Source organism: Paenibacillus luteus (assembly GCF_006542765.1).
GTDB classification, from domain to species: Bacteria; Bacillota; Bacilli; order Paenibacillales; family Paenibacillaceae; genus Pristimantibacillus; species Pristimantibacillus luteus.
The window spans coordinates 1-19,827 of the sequence record NZ_SKCD01000034.1 but is presented as its reverse complement, the minus strand read 5'-3'; the positions used below and the strand labels follow the sequence as shown (position 1 = coordinate 19,827).

Annotated in this window: 12 protein-coding genes; 1 reads left to right on the top strand and 11 read right to left on the bottom strand. The window is 37.8% G+C overall.

Annotated elements, in window-relative coordinates; translation table 11 throughout:
- Window positions 1-40: 40 nt before the first annotated feature.
- Together E0496_RS24395 and E0496_RS24390 are read right to left on the bottom strand one after the other, a co-directional pair.
- Entirely contained in the window at window positions 41-2,803 is a 2,763-nt protein-coding gene (locus E0496_RS24395; protein WP_141504384.1) for a Z1 domain-containing protein, read from the bottom strand.
- Window positions 2,804-4,327 (bottom strand): ATP-binding protein, encoded by a 1,524-nt coding sequence (locus E0496_RS24390; RefSeq protein ID WP_141504383.1) that lies wholly within the window; start codon window positions 4,325-4,327, stop codon window positions 2,804-2,806.
- A gap of 134 nt (window positions 4,328-4,461) precedes the next feature.
- Here E0496_RS24390 and E0496_RS24385 point away from each other — a divergent pair, with 134 nt between their 5' ends.
- Window positions 4,462-5,130, top strand: a complete 669-nt coding sequence (locus E0496_RS24385; RefSeq protein WP_161601550.1) for an HhH-GPD family protein — start codon at window positions 4,462-4,464, stop codon at window positions 5,128-5,130.
- A 22-nt stretch (window positions 5,131-5,152) separates the two neighbouring features.
- Here E0496_RS24385 and E0496_RS24380 read toward each other — a convergent pair whose 3' ends face one another.
- The 9 genes from E0496_RS24380 to E0496_RS24340 form a co-directional block, all read right to left on the bottom strand.
- Window positions 5,153-6,856 carry a DNA cytosine methyltransferase gene (locus E0496_RS24380; protein WP_141504381.1) on the bottom strand — a complete coding sequence of 568 codons (1,704 nt, stop codon included), beginning with the start codon at window positions 6,854-6,856 and terminating at the stop codon, window positions 5,153-5,155.
- A 107-nt stretch (window positions 6,857-6,963) separates the two neighbouring features.
- On the bottom strand, window positions 6,964-7,710 hold the full coding sequence (locus E0496_RS24375; protein WP_141504380.1) for a DUF6339 family protein: 747 nt from the start codon (window positions 7,708-7,710) through the stop codon (window positions 6,964-6,966).
- 5 nt (window positions 7,711-7,715) lie between these two features.
- On the bottom strand, window positions 7,716-8,567 hold the full coding sequence (locus tag E0496_RS24370) for a hypothetical protein (protein ID WP_141504379.1): 852 nt from the start codon (window positions 8,565-8,567) through the stop codon (window positions 7,716-7,718).
- Window positions 8,557-10,458, bottom strand: coding sequence for a hypothetical protein (locus E0496_RS24365; protein WP_141504378.1), 1,902 nt, complete (start codon window positions 10,456-10,458; stop codon window positions 8,557-8,559). The genes E0496_RS24370 and E0496_RS24365 overlap by 11 nt, the downstream gene beginning before the upstream one ends.
- Window positions 10,433-11,515, bottom strand: coding sequence for a DNA cytosine methyltransferase (locus E0496_RS24360; protein WP_241674970.1), 1,083 nt, complete (start codon window positions 11,513-11,515; stop codon window positions 10,433-10,435). The genes E0496_RS24365 and E0496_RS24360 overlap by 26 nt, the downstream gene beginning before the upstream one ends.
- Before the next feature lie 1,268 nt (window positions 11,516-12,783).
- Window positions 12,784-15,534 carry a DEAD/DEAH box helicase gene (locus E0496_RS24355; RefSeq protein ID WP_141504377.1) on the bottom strand — a complete coding sequence of 917 codons (2,751 nt, stop codon included), beginning with the start codon at window positions 15,532-15,534 and terminating at the stop codon, window positions 12,784-12,786.
- Between the two features lie 8 nt (window positions 15,535-15,542).
- Window positions 15,543-16,799 carry a hypothetical protein gene (locus E0496_RS24350; protein WP_141504376.1) on the bottom strand — a complete coding sequence of 419 codons (1,257 nt, stop codon included), beginning with the start codon at window positions 16,797-16,799 and terminating at the stop codon, window positions 15,543-15,545.
- Window positions 16,789-17,568 (bottom strand): OmpA family protein, encoded by a 780-nt coding sequence (locus E0496_RS24345; protein ID WP_241674965.1) that lies wholly within the window; start codon window positions 17,566-17,568, stop codon window positions 16,789-16,791. Before E0496_RS24345 ends, E0496_RS24350 begins: the two co-directional genes overlap by 11 nt.
- Before the next feature lie 19 nt (window positions 17,569-17,587).
- Complete coding sequence (locus E0496_RS24340) at window positions 17,588-19,456, bottom strand: hypothetical protein (RefSeq protein WP_141504375.1); 1,869 nt, start codon at window positions 19,454-19,456, stop codon at window positions 17,588-17,590.
- Between the last annotated feature and the right edge of the window lie 371 nt (window positions 19,457-19,827).

Genomic DNA, 19,827 nt, shown 5'->3' with positions numbered 1-19,827 from the left:
AATCGAAGATTTGAAATTATGGATTTAATATCGTACATAATCATTCTCCAATAATTGACTTATTAACGAGCACCGCTCTAGTGCTATGGGCAATTTTACTTCTTGGGAATGAAATTGCAAATCCGATTGGCAAATCATTCTCTGTTAGCCCTAGATACTTAGCTGCTTTAGCCATAACACCTTCATCATAAGTTGATGCTGATTTTGTTTCAATTGGGTACAACAATAATAAGCCATTAGTCTCTTTACGTATGCTTCGTGCTTTAGCGTGTAAATTAGCTTTATGTTTCTTTTTGTTTCCTTCTTCAACATGATCAACAATCGCTTTAGCCTCTTTTTGCTCTTCTGCACTGAAATCAGCATATTCATGCCCTTCCGATGTCAAAATTTTAATGGAAAGACTTTGCGAACTCATATCATAATTTGTTTGCCCTTTACGCTTAACTCCTGAATTGAGCTTGACATCGTCGATTTTTCTAGCACTTTCTTGACCGGGATTGATTATAACAACAGTCCAGTTTTTCAATTCATTTAATTCATTACAACTTTCAATATATTGCTTCAAGCTTCTCGTATCAACCCTCGAAATGAAGGAGGGAGTATGATATTGTTCCAGAAACGATAGAATAAATGTCGATTTGACATTTTCCCAATAGATATTGTCGTTGCTTCCCTTTGTTGTCGATTCTCCCAAACCACCTAATCGTTTAATTAAGTTTTCAGTAGCCACAAAATTACTTCGAAATGCCTCTTTTTTGTTTTCAAAAACGGTTGTTTGAACTAAACTAGCACTGTACGATGTGTGTCTAACACGTCCTGTTCTCATCTTATTTGGACTTGTTATGTCCATATCCGGATGCACGCTAATTTCCAACGCATATTGTTCAGGGGTTTGCCCCGTTTCAGACATGTCTTCTAATTGTCCACGAAGTTCTTCTGTTGCAACAGCTATATGATAGAACCAATCTGATAGCTCTGAAGTTGTGTAAATGCGACATAGATCAAAATACCCCTCGCGATATCCAAACCAACGCCCCATTTGCATAAGCGTATCGTATTTATCTGTCGTTCTTAAATAATAACTGACAATAAGCCCATCTAACGTGAGTCCGCGAGATAACTTATCTCCACCTATAGCCAACACATAATGCCCATCCTTATGTTCCTCGTATTCAAGAACATCCGAGCTTTTCCCGTTTATTTCTTTTACCCTTAGCTTAAGAAGTACGTTCGGAATTTCTTTTTTCACAGCTTCCCAATTAAACATCTCCCCACCGTCAGGCCTTGAATTCGATGTCGTCATAAAGTCACTTTCATAAAGAGACTGCATGTCTCGTTCTTGCTCCGAATTTCCTCTAGCGTATCGGATGGCATCTTTAATCGATTCAACGTAATCGTTTATTTTTCGATATACGCGATTTTGAACTTCTGTATACCTGGTCACATGCACAAGCATCGAACTGTGTTTCTTTTCTTGACCTCTTAGTCTCCGCAAAGCAGTCCCAATCAAATAAGCGTAAATACTCTCAATTAATGATATCGGTATATCACCAGGTATGCGATCCTTTTTATGTTTTATCGGAACAAAATCTTCTTCATGGATGACGGTCCTAACTAACGCGCCTTGTTGCTCCTCCTCGTTATCGTAAACATTAAAATATTCTGCAGGACCAGCATAACTATTTGGCTTTGGTAGTCCATATATAAAGTCTCTGGGGAATAGATCATCTCCATGATCTTTCGACTGGGAATCTCTGTCGATAAACATATTAGCAAACGGGGTAGCTGTGTATCCTACATAAGAACGCTTTTCAAACGTATGGAAAATATCCCGAATAAGTTTATTAATTGTAGATGGATCATATTCAGGGTTAATAATTGTATTGTCATTATCTTCATAGATATCGGTCGTATTTACCGTTGCCTGGTCTGCTTCATCATCAATAATGAGCAGCGGCAATTCCTTCACAACTTTGTGCGCTACTCCCTCTTTCTTGACTGCATAAGGGCTCTTCTTTTGCAAATAGTTTAATAAGTTCGTCAATACTGTCTTATTTTTTTTTACGACAAGTAGAATTGGTGGACTAAACATTGAGCCTGCTTTACTAATAGAGAAATCGCCATTGTTATCAGAATTAGTTAGCGATTTCACATCCGTGAATTGATATCCATTGAGTAATCCAACACCTACGAAACGATCTCTTACCTGCTGGCGTTTCATCGTAAATCCAATGACTTCCTCATCGAGCCTGATTTGCGTTTGACTTCTTAAGTTATTATGCAAACCGGCGAGAACGATAACTACTTGATATCCAACGTCAAACGCTTTGTTTATAACACCTGTAAAGTTAGCAGTTTTGCCGGATTGCACATAACCCATGACTAACCCTCGTCGATCAAATGGTTCACCCGACGTCGGGTCTCCGCATAAATCCAAAATTTCATCTGACGTTTCGTCCAATGAATCAATAACGAGCTCAGGCCACATTTTCATTGATCGCAAATAATATTTATATCGATTCCAATGTTTTAAATCCTTGTTTTCTTTTACGCTGTTTAACCAAGATAAATGATACCCGCTCCCACGTAATACTGAGGGGAGTGATACAGTTGTATTAAAACTTGTTCTCAGGTTTTCAATTAACTTCTCTTTCATTTCATCATTGAATTCTAAAACTAATTGATATTTGGTAACTACAGCCTCGACGACCGCGTTTAATTCTCCGGCAGCCGGTTCAGCAAGTTTTACCTTTAAGATCGGGAGCAATGACTGCTTGTAATCTTCAAAGCCTAATCCTATCATCTACTTTCCCCCCTGTATCACTTGTCTAATCGATTGTTCTGAGTACCGGTTGTATGCCGGCATGTCTTTGATCGTTGAAATTAACTTTGTAAGAGGGATAGCCATTTCTTGATAGATAGCATGTATTTTTCGTATTTGTTTCGCATCTTCATCCGTAATTTCATCTAGCTCTTTAGTAGGAGTAGCCGGAACATACGTAAAAGTATTTATTGGACAAAACTCTTGAAGCATACTAAGATATGCCGTTAGCATTGCATCGGTATCCTCATCAATGGCACTTTTTATTTTCGTTAATAATGGGTTTTCCCGATGTATCTGAAAGTAAGCCCTATCGTTTCTCGTTGTCTGAGACCAAAGAAAATCGATCTCTTGATCTTTTTTCCCATCCCTCTTACTACTGGTTCCCGATATGCCTCTATGATAGAACACCTTTTGAGATAACGTCCTTGCTTTCTCTCCCCATCGCTTTAGCGCTTCAATTACTTCTTGAGGTGGTCTGGCAACCGATTTTTTAACATCAATTTGCCAATCAAAGTCCGAGTCTTGACCAATATCAATTTTAATTCGCGCAAGCTTAGTAGACTCTTCCTTGGGAAATAAATTAAGCCAGCCTGCTACCAGAAGCAATCTCTTATTTCTATAAATATAAAATCCTTGCTGATCGTACCAACCTTCAGGACCTTTTGCTTCCTGGTACTGTTCTTTGTTTATCTTACTATGATGAGGAAGAACATACCCCTCGATATGTATCACTTTGTCATCATTAACGATAGACTCATCGCCCAATTCATGTGTTTGCTGAAGCTTACTGCAAAAGGGATCCCATGGTGCTAATACATTCCCGTTAAGAATAATGCTTACTTTTTGCAAACCCGATAAAAAACGATGAAATACCATTCGAAGATGTAGCTCCAATATACTTAACTGTCTAAAAAATTTATTTCTTTTATGACCAGTATATGGTGGGTTTATTAACCTATCGAGTTTCTCAATTAAAACAACTGTTCCTGTACGGGTAGATACGGTATCCAAGCAAATTAATGAATCAATAAATGCTTGTTTCCTAAGCTTCCACTCATTTGTTTCGTTAACAGTATCCAAATCCCAGCAACGAACATTTACTTTTCCTCCCAGTTTGGAGGAGACCGTTAATCGCTTTCCCAAAGAAAAAGAAGCAGTTTTCAATCCCATTCCAAATCTACCTAATTCTTTGCTCCCTCTTTCAGCAGATGGATCTTTAGAACCTAATCGCATAGCAACCACTAATTCGTCTTCTGACATACCTCTACCATCATCTTCAATCCGAACATAGCTTCCTTCTTCTTCCCAAATCATATCAACCTTTATCATTTTTGCGCCTGCATCCAAACTATTGTCAATAAGATCTGCAATTGCAGTTTCTAACGAATAACCGATCGCTCGTAAGGACTGAATCACTGGAGAAGCTTCAGGCGTAACGATATCAAAATCCTCTATCAATGTTGTTTTTTTGCCGCGCTTCAGTTTTCTCGCTCCTTCAGTCATATAGTAAAATATTCCTAGTATTAGGATATCAGACTATAAGACTAAGTGTAAAACGAACATATGTTTTTTTTGGAATTAATCTACTATAGTTAATGATTGACTTTATGCACTATAGTAGAAATAAGGTGATGAATATGAATTCTAACTATTTCTTTTGGTCAACTTTATTGCGATGGTTTAACTATAATTGCCGTGAGTTCCCATGGCGAATCTCAAAAAATCCATTTCATGTATTAATTGCAGAATATTTATTACAGCAAACTCATGTCAGAAAAGTAGAATCTGTTTATTGGAGACTCATAGAACTGTATCCAACACCAGAGAATCTTTCTGCAGCTGTAAGTGCGGACATCAAAAAAATTATCGCACCACTTGGTCTAAGCTATCGTGCTGATAGGTTGCATGCTGCCGGAATTCATATTTATGAAAACTTTAACGGCATTGTACCATCTGAATATAGTGAATTAATCAGCATGAGAGGTATCGGAGATTATATCGCAAATGCAGTTCTTTGTTACGGTTTCGGCCAAAATACTATACCTATTGATACAAACGTTATTCGATTGTTCACCAGATACTTCAACTTATCATCTCATTGTTCTAGACCGAGAACTGATAAAAGATTGGTAGCTGACATTAGGGATAAATTTCCGAGATATGCAAACTATAAGAACTATAATCTTGCGATATTAGATTTTGCAGGGTTAGTATGTGTGGCAAATAACCCACAATGTAATGTCTGTCCTATGGCTGCAAATTGCTTGTATAATAAAAAAACCATCTCTACTTATGCTAAGTCATAATTGCATAAGTAGAGATGGTTTTTCATACTAAACTAGCTGTTTTAGGAACAATAATATGCACTAGTTCCTCCTCAGGTTCCATACCAAGCAGAAAAAGAACATGCTCAGCGACTGCTCTTCCTAGCAATGGTGGAACCGCATTCCCAACTTGTTGATATTGGGCATCCTTTGGGCCAACAAACACAAAATTATCTTGGAATGTTTGTAGCCGAGCAGCTTCCCTAATGCTGATTGCCCTATCCTCTCTAGGATGAATCCACATTGATTTTCTTACATTTACAACTGTTCCAGACGGCTCATTATATTTTAAACGCAGGTAGACAGTATTCTGGGTTCGATTCGGATTTGAATAGGTTGTTTTCATTTTTTCCGCAAGATGGTGAAAATTCTTTCCTTCATCTATTTTCTTAAATCTTTCTAAAGCTATTTCTGTGGTTTCTGTACATATGTGATTGTGTAATTCGTTAGTATTAGCATTCAGATATCTTGACAATAGGTTGGTTGATTTTCGTTCAGGTTTTATTTTCAGATCACTATTCATTATCGTTTCCGGCTCTATATGCCTCAAATCCTCAATAGCATTTTTCACTGTATAACGATTTTCTTTTGTTATTATAGCCTTAGGGAGTGTCACAATATTCATTTTATTTTCATTCAATTTTTCTTTTTTAACTCCTATAATAAACAATCTCTCTCTGACCTGTGGAGCTCCAAAATCTGCTGCATTCAGAATAAGTTCTTCACGTTCATTATTGAAGACATATCCCAATTGAGTAAAACTTTCTTTCAAATAATCTAATACGCCGTATGTCTTCACCTTAATAAACACTTCCATTAAACTTGGTTCGCAGTACTCAAAATCAATTTGTTTTTGCACTATTTCGCACATTTTGTTGAGTAGTTTTTGGACTTCAATTATTTCCTTCAGCGAGTCTATTATCTGAGCTTCAAGTGAAAAGTTACCGTTGAAATAATCTTGAAAGTTTTCTTTCAAATTCAACCATAACTCCGTGTAATTGTCGTTCCAATCTGTTTGATGAAAACTATCCCATTTGTTTAGCTGACTAAATAGATATGTCTTCCCTCTATCTGCGTATTCCGCGAACTGTTTTTCTTTTCTAACTAGATGAGATATTTTCGAAAAAAATTTATCATCTGTGATTTTATATTTCTCTAACATTTCAGTGTTTATTTGATTATAATTTTTCAAGAACTTCATTAATGAATCCACCAATTCCGACCTTTTGGAAAGAATAACACTTTCGCTCTTCAATTCAATTCCTAACATTGAAATCGTTTTTTCTTCTCCTTTGGCTAAGAAGAATTTATGTTTTGACGACTGCAGCATTTTGACATTCTCCATAACGAATGCGTCGGGATCCATCAGCTCAATTGCTTTAACGTAAGCTTTAACCAATTCATTATTGGTGGACAAGAAACTCACTTTCTGCCTATTGGCATTTGAGAAACCTTGGCAAGGCGGACCGCCACAAACGATATTAGCCTTTAAATCATGAGCATCTAAGTATCTCGTCAAGTCATCTAGTTCTTTAGTCACATCTCCGAACATTTTCACATTTTTATGATTTTTTAGGTAAGTTTGTTGCGCCCATTTATTATTCTCAAACGCAACTATCACATTCACTTTATTTGTTTGTCTGAACCCGGCGCTCAGTCCGCCCGCCCCAGCGAACAAATCAACTACATTTAATTTGTCCTTTTGCATCTTACTACACCAACTCTCATTGCTATTCATCCTACTATTATAGCAGTTTGGCATATTCCTGCTACGAGAAATAATGACAAAAACCGTGCATTTCTGCACGGTTTTCTCTACAAGACTCGTAGGTTATTTAACTCCTCCACAAGCAATTGTTCAAGTTCCTCTTGGGAGTAAGAATCCAATACGGTTACTCCCCCAAGTTGATTTAGATATTTCATTAATTCCCTAAATTCGTTTCGCGTGGGGTCTTGAACATCAGATTTTTCGATATTCACTAAAAAACTTAAAATTGACTTAGTAATGATTCTATTTCTAGAGAAGCTGCGCTCTATGACGTTTTGTGTTATATCCAACTTTGAAAGCAACATTTTGGTCAGTTCGAATGGATCATCTCTCGTCTCGTCATAGGAAATGTATCCGTACCACCATAATCGAGATATACCGTTCCGAGTCAAAGCTCTATCCTTATTCGCCATAAAAAAATACCTTTCTCTTATAACAGACGAAGGATCTTCTTTTTCCAAATATGTATCAACCGACCACCGTTTACTCATATAGTTCCAAAAAACTTTATGGGTAAGATATGCCCATAACCGTTCATCTATTGCTTGAGAAATGGTTAATTCCTTGAAAGCAGTAAATAATCGTTTCGTATTTTCCAGATCATAATGTTGCGTGGCGCTCTGAGGCAAAAGCAGATCTATCTCGTGAAATCTAAATTTCGTCGGTCGTGACCATTCTTGCCCTTCAAAGTAAGAACTCACCCAAGATGCCTCTTCTAAGTAATGTTGGATATTAGTCTTAACATTTAATTTCAGTTGATCTAAATAATTTGATTCAATATATTCCAGGTTCATTTACCTTAGTCCTCCGCTTCCAAGTTTTCAATGGCAGCTAGTGAATGCGTTAACGGGTCACCAATTAGCTTATGAGCAATAATCACTGTCGAGTCTGTAGCAGTAGCAAGATTAATATTGAGACTTTTCAGTTTTTGTTTAATCACTTGATACCAGCGGCAATCTTCATATTCAAGCGCATCTTCTATTCCCTTAATAGATTCAATTAATGATACAAGAGACGGAACAATAATTAATGCTGACAGCAATGGTTGCAAATTTTGATCCACAGATAAATATTTATAGCGCTCAAAATTTTCAGGGGACAAGGAGACGACAATTTTGTTACCTGAAGCATCAAAATCCATCGGTAAAGCATCATCATTATAGTTTGGCACTACTGAGAATATTGATGGGATTTTTTGAAGCGGATCTATATCGTTATCTGCATAAAAAACCCGTTCATTATCGATGGCCAATATATCGCCCTTTTTTATCGAAAAGTAATGATCTCCGTAATCAATATGAAACTCTTCCAATCTATACTGATCGTTATCAGCTGTGGAAATAATAAACGAACATATTTCCACTTTTCCATTAAGCTCGTCTGCTTTTATCTCGAAAGAAAACTTATCCTCAAACGATGTGAACATCCTTCTGTATCGAGTACTCTGGCATTCAATATGGAAAGCATATTTTGCTTTCCTATCAACCACATATTCTCTCAACCCGTCGCAACTTGTAATCGCGGATGCGTCGAATATATAAGTATTATGAGTCTTAGTCGGTTTCAGAGCTGTTTGAAAATCGACATCAGGAACATCATCTGAAAAATAAGAGAGCACAGGATGAGGATACTGTCTGAAATTAATTTGCATGGATAGACACCTCCAATGCACAACGTTTAGATCTTTGAAGCTTAATAATAACATTGCATTTCTTGTCCTTTAGAAAACTAATGGGACCTACTCTGCCATCGCCAACGTTAAGCGGCTCCTGCATACCTTCCATTACAGCAGACTTGATATTTGCAAGCTCGCCACCAACTTCACCTGCTATTTTAACACTGAGATAGCCTAATCCATTATCGTCTGACTGCACGCTAATCTTATACTCTCCGTTTAATGCATTCGTACAAAATACACGCAAATGTTTGAGTTTCAACGATTTCTTAGGAGCATCGTTTTTCCTCTCGTCATTCTTTTGTTCAGGTTTTTCAACGACATTATCGTCTGTGACATCGTCATCATTCTCTTCGTTATTAGAATCTTTATCGGAATTTTCATCTCCACTTTCCGAATTCGTTTCTTCATCTTCAGAGTTAAACACCGATTGATCGCTTGTAGCAGCTACTTCTTCATTAACTACAAGTACGGTAGTCGCCATTGGCCGCCTTACAATATCCAATTCAATTTCCTTTGACACCAACGGTTGTTTATTAGGTGAATTAAACATACTTACAGGCTGATCATCACCTACATAATCTGGTAAATGATCACCTAACCCCTCAACATCAAGCTCCTCTACATTATCTTGGATAGCTATAGACTTTACTTTATCGTTTATCCAAGCGTATAGAGAACGAATTCTACTTTTAGCGAGCTCAGGATCATCATGACGTTCTGCTTCCCAAGCAATATGCGTTGGAGGTTCCAATTGTCTTAAGAAAGAGTTCAATTCATCACCCTTGGCAATCATGACACCCGCAAACTTGAAAGGAGTTCTAAAATTTCCTTTATCATAGATTTTCATCCCCGTTTGCCGTACCATAGCAACACGTTTAGGAAGGTCTTTACCTGGCAATACGAATAACTCAATACGTCCAAGACCTAAAAAATTTTCTTCATAGAAATAATGACGATTAGATAAGGTGTATGCATCAAAGTATGATGCCGACAGACAATCGGAATCTTGACGAATGTATCGATTAATTAATTCTGCCATCGTTGCTGAATTAATTAGTGTGTCTCCTACTTTTACTACTAGTTTTTGCTCGAGAATTGAAACAAAAAAATTTTCCAATACAGACTTAATAACCTTTATCTCCCAGTCCGCTTCTACCATGAAGCCCGCTACAAAAATATCTGTTCCCATCTCTTCACGTTTGAAAAATGTATGCAACCCCTCAAGTTCATGAATAGGGCTGTTTCGATCCTTAATGCCAAAATAACCAGTTCCCTGCGTTGGCTCTCCGTTACTTCCATTATGAGTTACTAGTTTTGAAACTCCTTGAAATGCTCGATTACCATTTTTATCTAGTGTTCCATAATAGACAGTTCTTAACTGTGAGCAAGCAAAGGGGGCATGTTTACCAATGCCGAAGGAGCCACCAGATTTTGACCCTTTATCTGAAGAACCAACCGATTTAATCAGGTTATGCCAACCTCCTCGATCCAGTTCAGATGAGCCCGTTAATCCAGTCGTATTAAAATCGCTGATTTTTAAAAAAGGAATCCGATCTTCGCTCATTAGCTTTACTGCGTTTGAAAAAAAAATTTCAGTTTTCGCGTTTCCCTTCCAAAATTCAAAGCAGGATTCTAAAATTTGAACAAACTGTTCATGACCCGGAATATCAGTCCTTTTAATAAGTTCTAATTTGAATTCTACTTCTACGGGACGAGTACTGTCATCACCTTTCGCATCGCATGAATTCTGATTTATCTCGCGAGCTAGTGAATCCCAAGTATTTCCTTTGAATGTCTCGATGCCAGCATCATTTAAACCGGTCGTTTGACCGTAATTATTAGATGGAAAACTCCAACCTATCATATACTTTAGTCCTCTCTTCGGCTATTAATTGATTTTTACATTGAGCTGCCAATAGTTGAACAAGATCGACCGTTACAGCATTGCCTATCTGCTTATATTGTTTTGTTTTTGCCATTTGAATTGGGAATGAGAACTCATGATCTTTAAACCCCTGTAATCTAAGACATTCACGCGGAGTAAGCTTTCTTATCCCCCAGTCATCTTCAATGACTGGTACATTATGGCCACCGCTCCCCATATTTGCTGTAAGAGTAAAGGCACAGTTATTTTTATTCTCCCTTACATAAATACGCCTTAGTAAATAAACAGAGTCATGACGTCCTTCTTTTTTAGCCTCCTTAATTGCATCTGCAAACAGTGTTTCATATTTACTTCCAGACTCAAAATACAGTTCAGCTTCGCCTTTTTGTGACTTATCAAAAAAGGATTGAATATCCGCGAGCGGTACGGTTCTCTCATCCGGAAATTTAAACCTGTTTTTTTTGAAATAATCGCTGTTTAACGCAACCATGTATAGCCGTTCACGATTTTGAGGAATAGTAGTATGATCTTTCGTATTCAGCACCTTAGCATTGGGAGTAGAGTTTAATAAATGACCATTCAGGTCTTTATTCACTCGAAACCAATACCCTGCATTCCTTAGCTCTTCTTCTAATCGACGAATTGATCTACCGGAATCATGATATATAAGATTCTTAACATTTTCTAATACGATAATTTTGGGTTTCTCATTACCGAATTCTTTTATTAGCCTAATAATTTGAAAAAATAATGAACCACGCGGATCCTCGAAACCCAGTTGGTTTCCAGCAACTGAAAAAGACTGACACGGAAATCCGGCAGTCAAAACATCAACTGGATTCAATTTATCCATATTCACCGAAAGTCCTTCTATCGACTTTTCATGTAAGTCAACTTTAGGATTATTGTATCTATATGTTTCACACGCGGACTTATCAAATTCATTAGCCCATGCGATTTGAAAGCCTTCCCTTTTAAATGCGGTACAAAAACCGCCGATACCTGCAAACAAACTGCCTACGCTCATTGAGTACATCTCATCCAACCCAATTTCCCCTATGACTGAATTTTTTGTTCTGTCAATCAATAATAATAGAATTCCTCAACAACCATTATTATCCTTTGTTATTATACAACACAACTTTCGCAGCAAGAAATCAGCAGGTAAGACTTTATACAACTGGACAACGCAAAAATTCTGTGCTGAAGTTAACTTAAATAACTTCTGCCTGATTTAAACAGCGAATTCATTCTTCAATTTTATCAATTGTTGCAGGGCAACCACCCTATCCAAGGAGCTGATCTCATAACAATGTAATGAACAATTCGCCGAGTCCCGGTGCTTTCCTTTGACTTGCAAGGTAGCTTGGTAAGAGCTTCAAAATCCATCCGTTGTCCGTGAACGGATTGAACTTGTTATCGTTTTTAATCTTGCCAAGCACATTCAGTCAGTGATCGACAATTCTCTGAACTAGGGGCGAATGCATTAAGCGACTGTCCATGAGTACGTAAGCTGTAGAAATCTCTGAAGCAATCGTCTGATCCAGCATTTCAGAAATCAGATGTGGAGCAGATAACGAAAATTCTTTCCGTCGTTTGTAGCCACAAGAGCGCTTGTAGATTTCCCGATAGAGGTCGGTGAACCACGCTTTCACGGAAATCAGTTAGGCGAAGTCTACATAGAAAAACGTATGTCTGCCAAATTAACTCAAGGTCAGCAGAAGAAAGAATTGGCAATATGCGCCTGTTGCATATTCCTTGAACCGAGCCAGCAGTTTTACGGTTTTACTCCATTTTCATTCAAAAAGTGACGACAAAAACATCGCCAAGCGAATCCGTTATGATTGTGAAAGTGATAATCCAATCTTTGCCTAAATCAACTTTCCCATTCGACACTTTATAATAGTCGAAATCAGTTTTTCTGACGGATAACAATAAAAACACGTATAATCAAATGAGAGTAGATATAGCCCAAAGTCATTTTAAAGCCTGATTCCCTCAGATGTTTCAATGACATCTACCACCTGAATCGCGGTCTTAATCTCAAATTGGCGTTGGTCTAGCGATAGATCTTGCTTAATCATAGGGGCTTCTGTAGTATTAGTGATTCTCGACAATTTCACTTTCCTAAAATAATCCATATTTCCTTTGATGACACAATCGTTACGTAATTATACTCTACTTCAAACTGGACCAGGTTTCATTATTCGACTCACGAAGCCCTCGTGGCAGAAGTTTAACACCTAGTTTGACAATTCGTCATTAAATTAACATCTTTTCATAAATTATAATTTTGTTTTCGAATTACCCAAACATACTTTCCATTACTTCACTCTCTACATCTAGCTTATGGCTGGATACGATAATAGATGAAGCTAACTCCTGCTTCTCGCCTAATATCCGATGTACAATCTGCTCCACTGTGCCCGCTTTAAGAATGTATTCCTCATCCGTAACAATTGGATAATAGACTTGTACAGGCCTCTCCTGTCCAATTCGATATACGCGATCTGTCGCCTGATTTTCTACCGCTGGATTCCACCAGCGCGTATAGTGAATCACATGATTTGCGGAAGTTATTGTAAGTCCGGTTCCAGCAGCTTTTGGAGACAAGATCATAACATCGAAACCAGACCTTCGATTAAAGAGATCCACATGGTTCTGCCTTCTCTCAGTTAAACCGTTAATAATAGAAGGATTGATATCAAATTGTTCACGAATAGCATCTCTAAGCAGCTCTTGCATTTGCCTCAATTCTGTGAAAATCAATACCTTCTCGCCTTTAAGTTGAACCTCTTGTATAATCTGCATTGTCTTAGCCAGCTTAGGAACCGCACTGACTGGTAACTTTTTGAATTGTTCATGCACTAATCCTGGATGAGAACACAGCTCACGCAGTACCTGAATGGCTTGTAGGCCTGACATGCGCTTGGCTTTTACTTGAGAGACTACATCGGAATAAAGCTGTTTCTGCTCCTTACCTAATGGAATAGGTAGTTCTAATGCGCTTTTTGAAGGAAGCTGACCTGCTAACTCCTCAGACTTTGTCCGACGTTTATATACCATGGATATACGTGCAAGAAGATTCTGTTCAGTTACCAGATCGCGTTCTTCTGCTTCGAGCTTATCAATGAATTCTTTTTTGAATTCACTTAGGCTTCCTAATAATCCCGGTTGTACATAATCCAAGATTGACCACAATTCACTGAGCCCATTTTCTACAGGAGTCCCTGTAAGCGCAAGTCTAAATTTCGTATTCATAGCCTTAATTACTTTACTAGCTGCAGTTGATGGATTTTTAATAGCTTGTGCTTCATCACAAATAATTGATTGCCACTCAACTTGTCCGAATGCCAATTGATCACGTACTAATGTTTGATACGTCGTGAGAGTAATTCCAGTCTTTTTCAAAACCTCTGGATCCTTAACCCTGGATGTTCCACCATGCACATAAATCTGCTTTGTAAGCGGATTGGCAAACTTCTCGATTTCTCCAACCCAGTTATCAATCAAAGTCTTTGGTACGACGATGAGTGTTGGAGTTAGTTTTCCAACTTGCTGCAGATAAGCTAACAACGATACAACTTGAATCGTTTTCCCTAACCCCATATCATCTGCAAGCAGTCCTCCAAGATTACGGTAATGCAAAGATTTCATCCATACAAAACCATCCTCTTGAAATGGTTTTAATGATGCTCCGAATAGAGATGGCGGAACTCTATCCAATACTCCTTGATCTACCATATCCTGTTGCGCAATTAAGATCGGTTGATTAAATTCCAATTGTCCAATGTTATCGAATATTTCAAGAACATAGGGTAGCTTAGTTACATCAACCCTAGGCGTGTCTCCCCAAGTCTGCTGCATTCGTTCAGAAGCTTCAGCAAATTCGCTCATATTATGAGGGACTTTAATCCATTCTCCATCCATATTAAAATACTCATTGCCAGACTCCTTTGACCCTTCAATTAAAGATTCAAAATCTGCAGGAGTATAGGAATGTTTGATCTCACCTTCTCCATCTATTATTGATATACCAGTCTCCAGCTCAAACCAACCGCGTCCTTTATCCGATGCATGGACGTAAGGCTGTGCTTTATACACCCTTATGCCTAATGCTCTGACACGTTCGCCAAAGAGGGATAAATCAAGCCCTTCTACTTCTGGTAAAAAAGCTTCTGGGTTCTCAGCAAATCTTGGAATATCTTGTCCTTGAATGACATCCATCACTCGAACCCGCTCTGCTCTCTTTGCCACATCGGAAGAAATAAATATCTTTCCGTGTTCCGGATCATTAGCAAAGGATGACTTTCCTTCACTCATTTTTTTGAGCAGACTAGATGGAATATGGTCATTAGACGTATAAAGTGGATTAAATTCAAGCTGTTCCCCGCTGAAATTAACCTCAACATCTAACCCATCTGCAAATTTATATTCTTGTTTGTCTAAATAAACGCCCATCTGAATGTTTAAGCGTTTAGCTTCAGAGCGAACCTGGGCTACATATTCAAATATCCGTTCCTTATCCATGGGATTAGGAGCTACATTTATTAATTGTTGAAGTTGATACTGTTCTGGATTCATTAAAAGCCAATTACGGTCAGGTAGTTTAAGCCAAGGCCCTATTAATTGTGAGGTTCTTTCGAGATGCTTCCATCCCTCATAATGCATCTCCAATATAAATCGAAAATGCGCGGCGCCTACCGCTCCTTCATGCCCTAGAGCCAAGTTGAGTTGTACCGGCTCAGGAACATCCATTGCTTTCCTAATTTCCGATGGCGCTTCAATAAGCTTATCATAGGGTAGCAAATACCCTTGTTCGGTTTGAACTAACCATTCTTCAAACCACATGTTCTCTACGAGCTCTAGCGTCTCAAGAGCTGGCTGTTGTCTAAGCTCTGCAACTGTCATATTTATTGGCAGTGTAATTGGTTTATTATCATGAGCACGAAATAAACGAATATCTAATCCTTTCTGTTGCTTTTCAAAAATCCACTGCACAGGATCGTATAGAGGCTGTTTGTCCTTACCAGATAAGCGATTCCACCAACTCATATTTTATGTCACTCCGAATAATCGTAATATCCATCCATATATTCTTGCATATGACGTGTGAACTTAGCTGTCCATGTTTCAAAATAACCATGATGTCCGAGTTTATGAATAAAGAGAGGCTCGCCATACTTTCTCCTATCCGTTTCTTTAAGAAGATTTTCTTTCGCTGTTACACTTTTTCTTCCGAAATCAGTACCGGTTGTTCGACTTAAGATGTACTGGTCGAATCCTCTTCTGTGATAAAAATATGCGGCACCAATATTACCAAACTCAACTACAACAACATCTTGAAAATATATAAAAGCTACTTTAGGATCGTTCCTGCCTTTTAACTGAACGACATTTTTAATGTAATGCAGATATCTCTTCCAATATTCAAACCGACGGTTTGCATCCCCTTCAAAGAATTTCTTTAATTCAATTTCAAGAAGCCATCTATTAACTTCATTCATTGCTGATTCGGACAGAAACTCCCAATCGACCATTCTCTCTCGTGGATCATGCAACCGTTTAATCGCTTGTTCTAGCAGCTTCGGATGAAACTCCTCATGATTTCTAGCTTCCAAATATGATTTAATTAACTCTTGATATTGCTGAATAGGATAGCGCTCAAGTAATTGACATATGAATCCTTCACCGTCACGTCGCAATATTTCATCATTAAACAATCCGTTTTGAAGCATTCGGAATAACAAGAAGTCTTCTATCGGAGACTCCGACTTAATCTTTATGGTTTTTAAAAGCTGCTCCGTTTTTAACTTTCCAGTTGTAAACATCTGCACCATACTCGGAGCAATTCCTTCACTACTTGTTAATGATGTTACGAACCCCTTTGTAACGGCTTCATTATTAACATGTAAAAAATCAAATTGATCGATTGCAAAGAATCTTCTAAGAAGATCCTGTACATAAATATTCTGATATTCATGCTGAAACAAGCCCCATACATATGAGCCAATTGTTGGACTATAATGATTGCTTATCACAAGATTAATTTTCTTCTGCGTGTCATTGGACTCTGCAAAATGAGGATATTGGTATAGTAATACCATAATGTCTGTTTTATTAAGCTGTTGTGCTAGCTTTTCAATTTCATCTTCTAGCGTCTTCCTAATTAACTCCAATAGTTTCGGCAACCGCAGACCACTAACTTGTGATGCTGTAAGCATATCAATATCTTCATAACGTTTCTGTACTGTTTTCCTTGCTTCAGACAACTTCTTTGGAGTAAAAGTAAAGTTGAAAATATAGGTGTTATTGTCCATCTTCCACCATCAGCCCTTGAAGCTTCTCCAATAGTTGCTCGTCCTTGAGACGAAATTTAAACTCCACACGTCTTGATTTATTGAGATCCATTTTACCGCTAGCATCTAAGATGGGAACACTAAACGACCGACCATTCGCCGTTACAACGGTTTTTAATTCCTCTTGATATTTAAACTTTGGAAACGCTGGATTAAAAACCTGTTGTACAACAGACAATGCTCTGTCTTGCGACAGTTTAAGGTTATACAAATATCCACCATCGCTATCCGTATGTCCTTCGACAATAATTTGGGCAATTTCATTACGGAATTGATCCGATAATAAAATGTCTATATATTGAGGAATGAATTGTATGAGATAATCGTTTCCGTTAGATGACACCGTGCTGCTTTTCTTATCAAAAAACACGCCTCCTGAGAACCGGATTGCTCCTGTTTGCTGATCAATTTGCAAGTCTAAGTTCGAGTCTTTAAAAGCCATTACCAACTCCTGAATAATTCTCGATTTGACACCGATAACTTCTTCAATGAGTTTGTTCTTTTGTGTAATGGCATCTTCTTTCTGTTTAATCGCTTCAGCCGTCTGCTCCATGGCTTCTATTTGCTGTTCATAAGCATTTTGAGTGTCATACATCGTCACCATTATGACTAACGCAAATATTATTAATAGAGCAGACATGAGATCCGTATAAGAGATCCAAGAGCTTTCCTTCTCATCTTCGTGAGCTGTTTGAGAATGCCGTTTTATATTACGAAAACCTCGTGCCACTACCTATCTTCCTCTCTCTTTATAAAATCGCTGTAGCACGTTTAGCCTGCTTATTTATCTCTATAACAGATTGCTTTAATTCTTGTATGACCTCTGGCAATTCTACTAGTCCATCTCGCATAGAATCTACACCCTTAGCTAACAAATTCACGGACTTTGTTAATTCTTCGTCGAATTGTTCGAATGTACGCGTGATTCCACGATGCATATCATCGGTGAATTGATTCATTGATGTTCCTAATTGGTTATTCATTTTAGTCATAACACTGCTATTTTCTTCCCATACAGAAGTCATAATTTGTACGCGATTATCCATTAATTCGACTTGCTTAACAAGATCTTCTTGAATGTTAATGATTAACTGATCGACTCTTGTTCTCTCTTCTGCCGTTTGCTCCAATAAATCTCCAACGCCAGCCTGCAATTCTGTAAATAAAGACGCGTTATTCTCAAAACGCAAAACTAATCGTCCTAATTCCTCTCCTGATTGCTTAGCGAGAGATGCTTGATCGGAAAGTGCTGAGACTAGGAGCTGCTGACTTTCTGACATATCAGTCATTCGTTGCAAATTCTGTTCAAGATGTGCTTGAACAGTAACTTGAATTTCTGACTGTGACACGATAGATTCCACATTTAACTGTAAACGACCAATATGATCGTCAAAATGATTATGAAATACATTTCTCTCATCTACCATCCGTTCAAGGAGACCTGTAACAGCAACTTGTAGCTCACTGTTTTTGGACGTGGTATCGTTTAACTGGGCTACTGTACCTTCAAGCACTTTTTGATAGTCCGTAATATTTTCCGTATAATTATGGATTTCCTCAGTTAATACAGTTGTCTTCTCCACCATCTCAGATTGATGTTGTGCAGACTGCTGCATGGAATCGACTAAAGCGCTCATCTCTTCATGAACACGCTTCTGCCATTCTACTGTTGATTGGAGAGCCTCCCCTAAATTTTTCATGTGCTCACCTGTGATTTCATTTAATGAATTCATAACCTCGGTGGTTAACTGCTTCACACCATCCATTTGATTTGCACTTGCATTACTTATAAGCTCACCCATCAACGTCTGAGTCTGTTCTAATGGAGGCAAGATCGACTGACTTAGCGCATCGGTGAATCCTGTCATCATCTGAGGAATTAATTGTTCAGACATAAACACTTGAAAATCTTGCATATGCTTCTCTTGGTTTTGAAGCATCCGAAATAGAACGGTGCTCTCTTCCTGTGTTGGAAAAGCATCGTCCATACTTTGACGAATCCTATGAAAGCTCTCTTGTAAAACAGGTAAGTTCCTCTTTTTATCAACATATTGCCATACTGCTGAAGCGAGAATACCTGCTATAGAAGACATAAACTTTACCTTCATACCACTTAAAAGCAGACCTATTCCACTTTTCATTGCAGCGGAATCTCCGTTAGGGTCCAGACCAGATACACCCGTTGCTATACCTAAGAATGTACCGATGATACCGGCCGCTAAAAACAATCCTGGTACCAATTCGGCTAGCTTTCGATTTCCGTACTTTTGAATAAAAATATCTTCGTGAAAATAATCATAAACATCTGGAGTAATACTTAATCCATTTCGTTGATAGTCCATAAACTTTTTATAAAATGTTCTCCAACTTGGTTCTAAACATCTTGTTATGTATTCATTGTTTTGGCTTTTAATCCATTCATCCATATTATTAAATCGATCTACTATATTATTGTCATTTTTCAGATTTTCTAGTTGAATAACCACACTATCTGCAGCTGTCTTAGCCTTCGAATATTTAGAATATATTTTGATATATTGATAGGTACCACCGATTAACATTGCAGCAATATAAAAAACAAAAAAGTACCAGGTAGTAAATAAAGACCAAAACCCCATTCTGTTCATTCCTCCAAGTTGAAAATTTTCCTTATTATGACTTTCGACGCAAGTTCAAGTAATTCCTTTTTCCTAATTCTTAATATAAATTTAAAAAAGAGATACGCTTTTAGACGCACCTACTAGCGTTTTATAAATCTCATCTAAGTTTTCAATGTTTTTTGTGAACAATTACCTAGGTATAAATACATCCTGTACAATGGAATGTCAGTTGGTTTCTGTACATAACCTACATTGGAACAACCGGTTCGGCCCCTTAATTATGGAGTCTATCTGCTTCATACTCACGTTCTCATCGTTTTTCATTTTTCAATAAAGTAAGTATTTTACTAGACCGACATGACCACATCACCTAGTTTGTTAGCTTTCCA

Coding starts and splice junctions, on each gene's coding strand:
- E0496_RS24370 (WP_141504379.1), bottom strand. CDS start 8,567: ATGCAAATTAATTTCAGACAGTATCCTCATCCTGTGCTCTCTTATTTT.
- E0496_RS24390 (WP_141504383.1), bottom strand. CDS start 4,327: ATGACTGAAGGAGCGAGAAAACTGAAGCGCGGCAAAAAAACAACATTG.
- E0496_RS24395 (WP_141504384.1), bottom strand. CDS start 2,803: ATGATAGGATTAGGCTTTGAAGATTACAAGCAGTCATTGCTCCCGATC.
- E0496_RS24340 (WP_141504375.1), bottom strand. CDS start 19,456: ATGGGGTTTTGGTCTTTATTTACTACCTGGTACTTTTTTGTTTTTTAT.
- E0496_RS24355 (WP_141504377.1), bottom strand. CDS start 15,534: ATGAGTTGGTGGAATCGCTTATCTGGTAAGGACAAACAGCCTCTATAC.
- E0496_RS24380 (WP_141504381.1), bottom strand. CDS start 6,856: ATGCAAAAGGACAAATTAAATGTAGTTGATTTGTTCGCTGGGGCGGGC.
- E0496_RS24350 (WP_141504376.1), bottom strand. CDS start 16,799: ATGGACAATAACACCTATATTTTCAACTTTACTTTTACTCCAAAGAAG.
- E0496_RS24385 (WP_161601550.1), top strand. CDS start 4,462: ATGAATTCTAACTATTTCTTTTGGTCAACTTTATTGCGATGGTTTAAC.
- E0496_RS24360 (WP_241674970.1), bottom strand. CDS start 11,515: ATGTACTCAATGAGCGTAGGCAGTTTGTTTGCAGGTATCGGCGGTTTT.
- E0496_RS24365 (WP_141504378.1), bottom strand. CDS start 10,458: ATGATAGGTTGGAGTTTTCCATCTAATAATTACGGTCAAACGACCGGT.
- E0496_RS24375 (WP_141504380.1), bottom strand. CDS start 7,710: ATGAACCTGGAATATATTGAATCAAATTATTTAGATCAACTGAAATTA.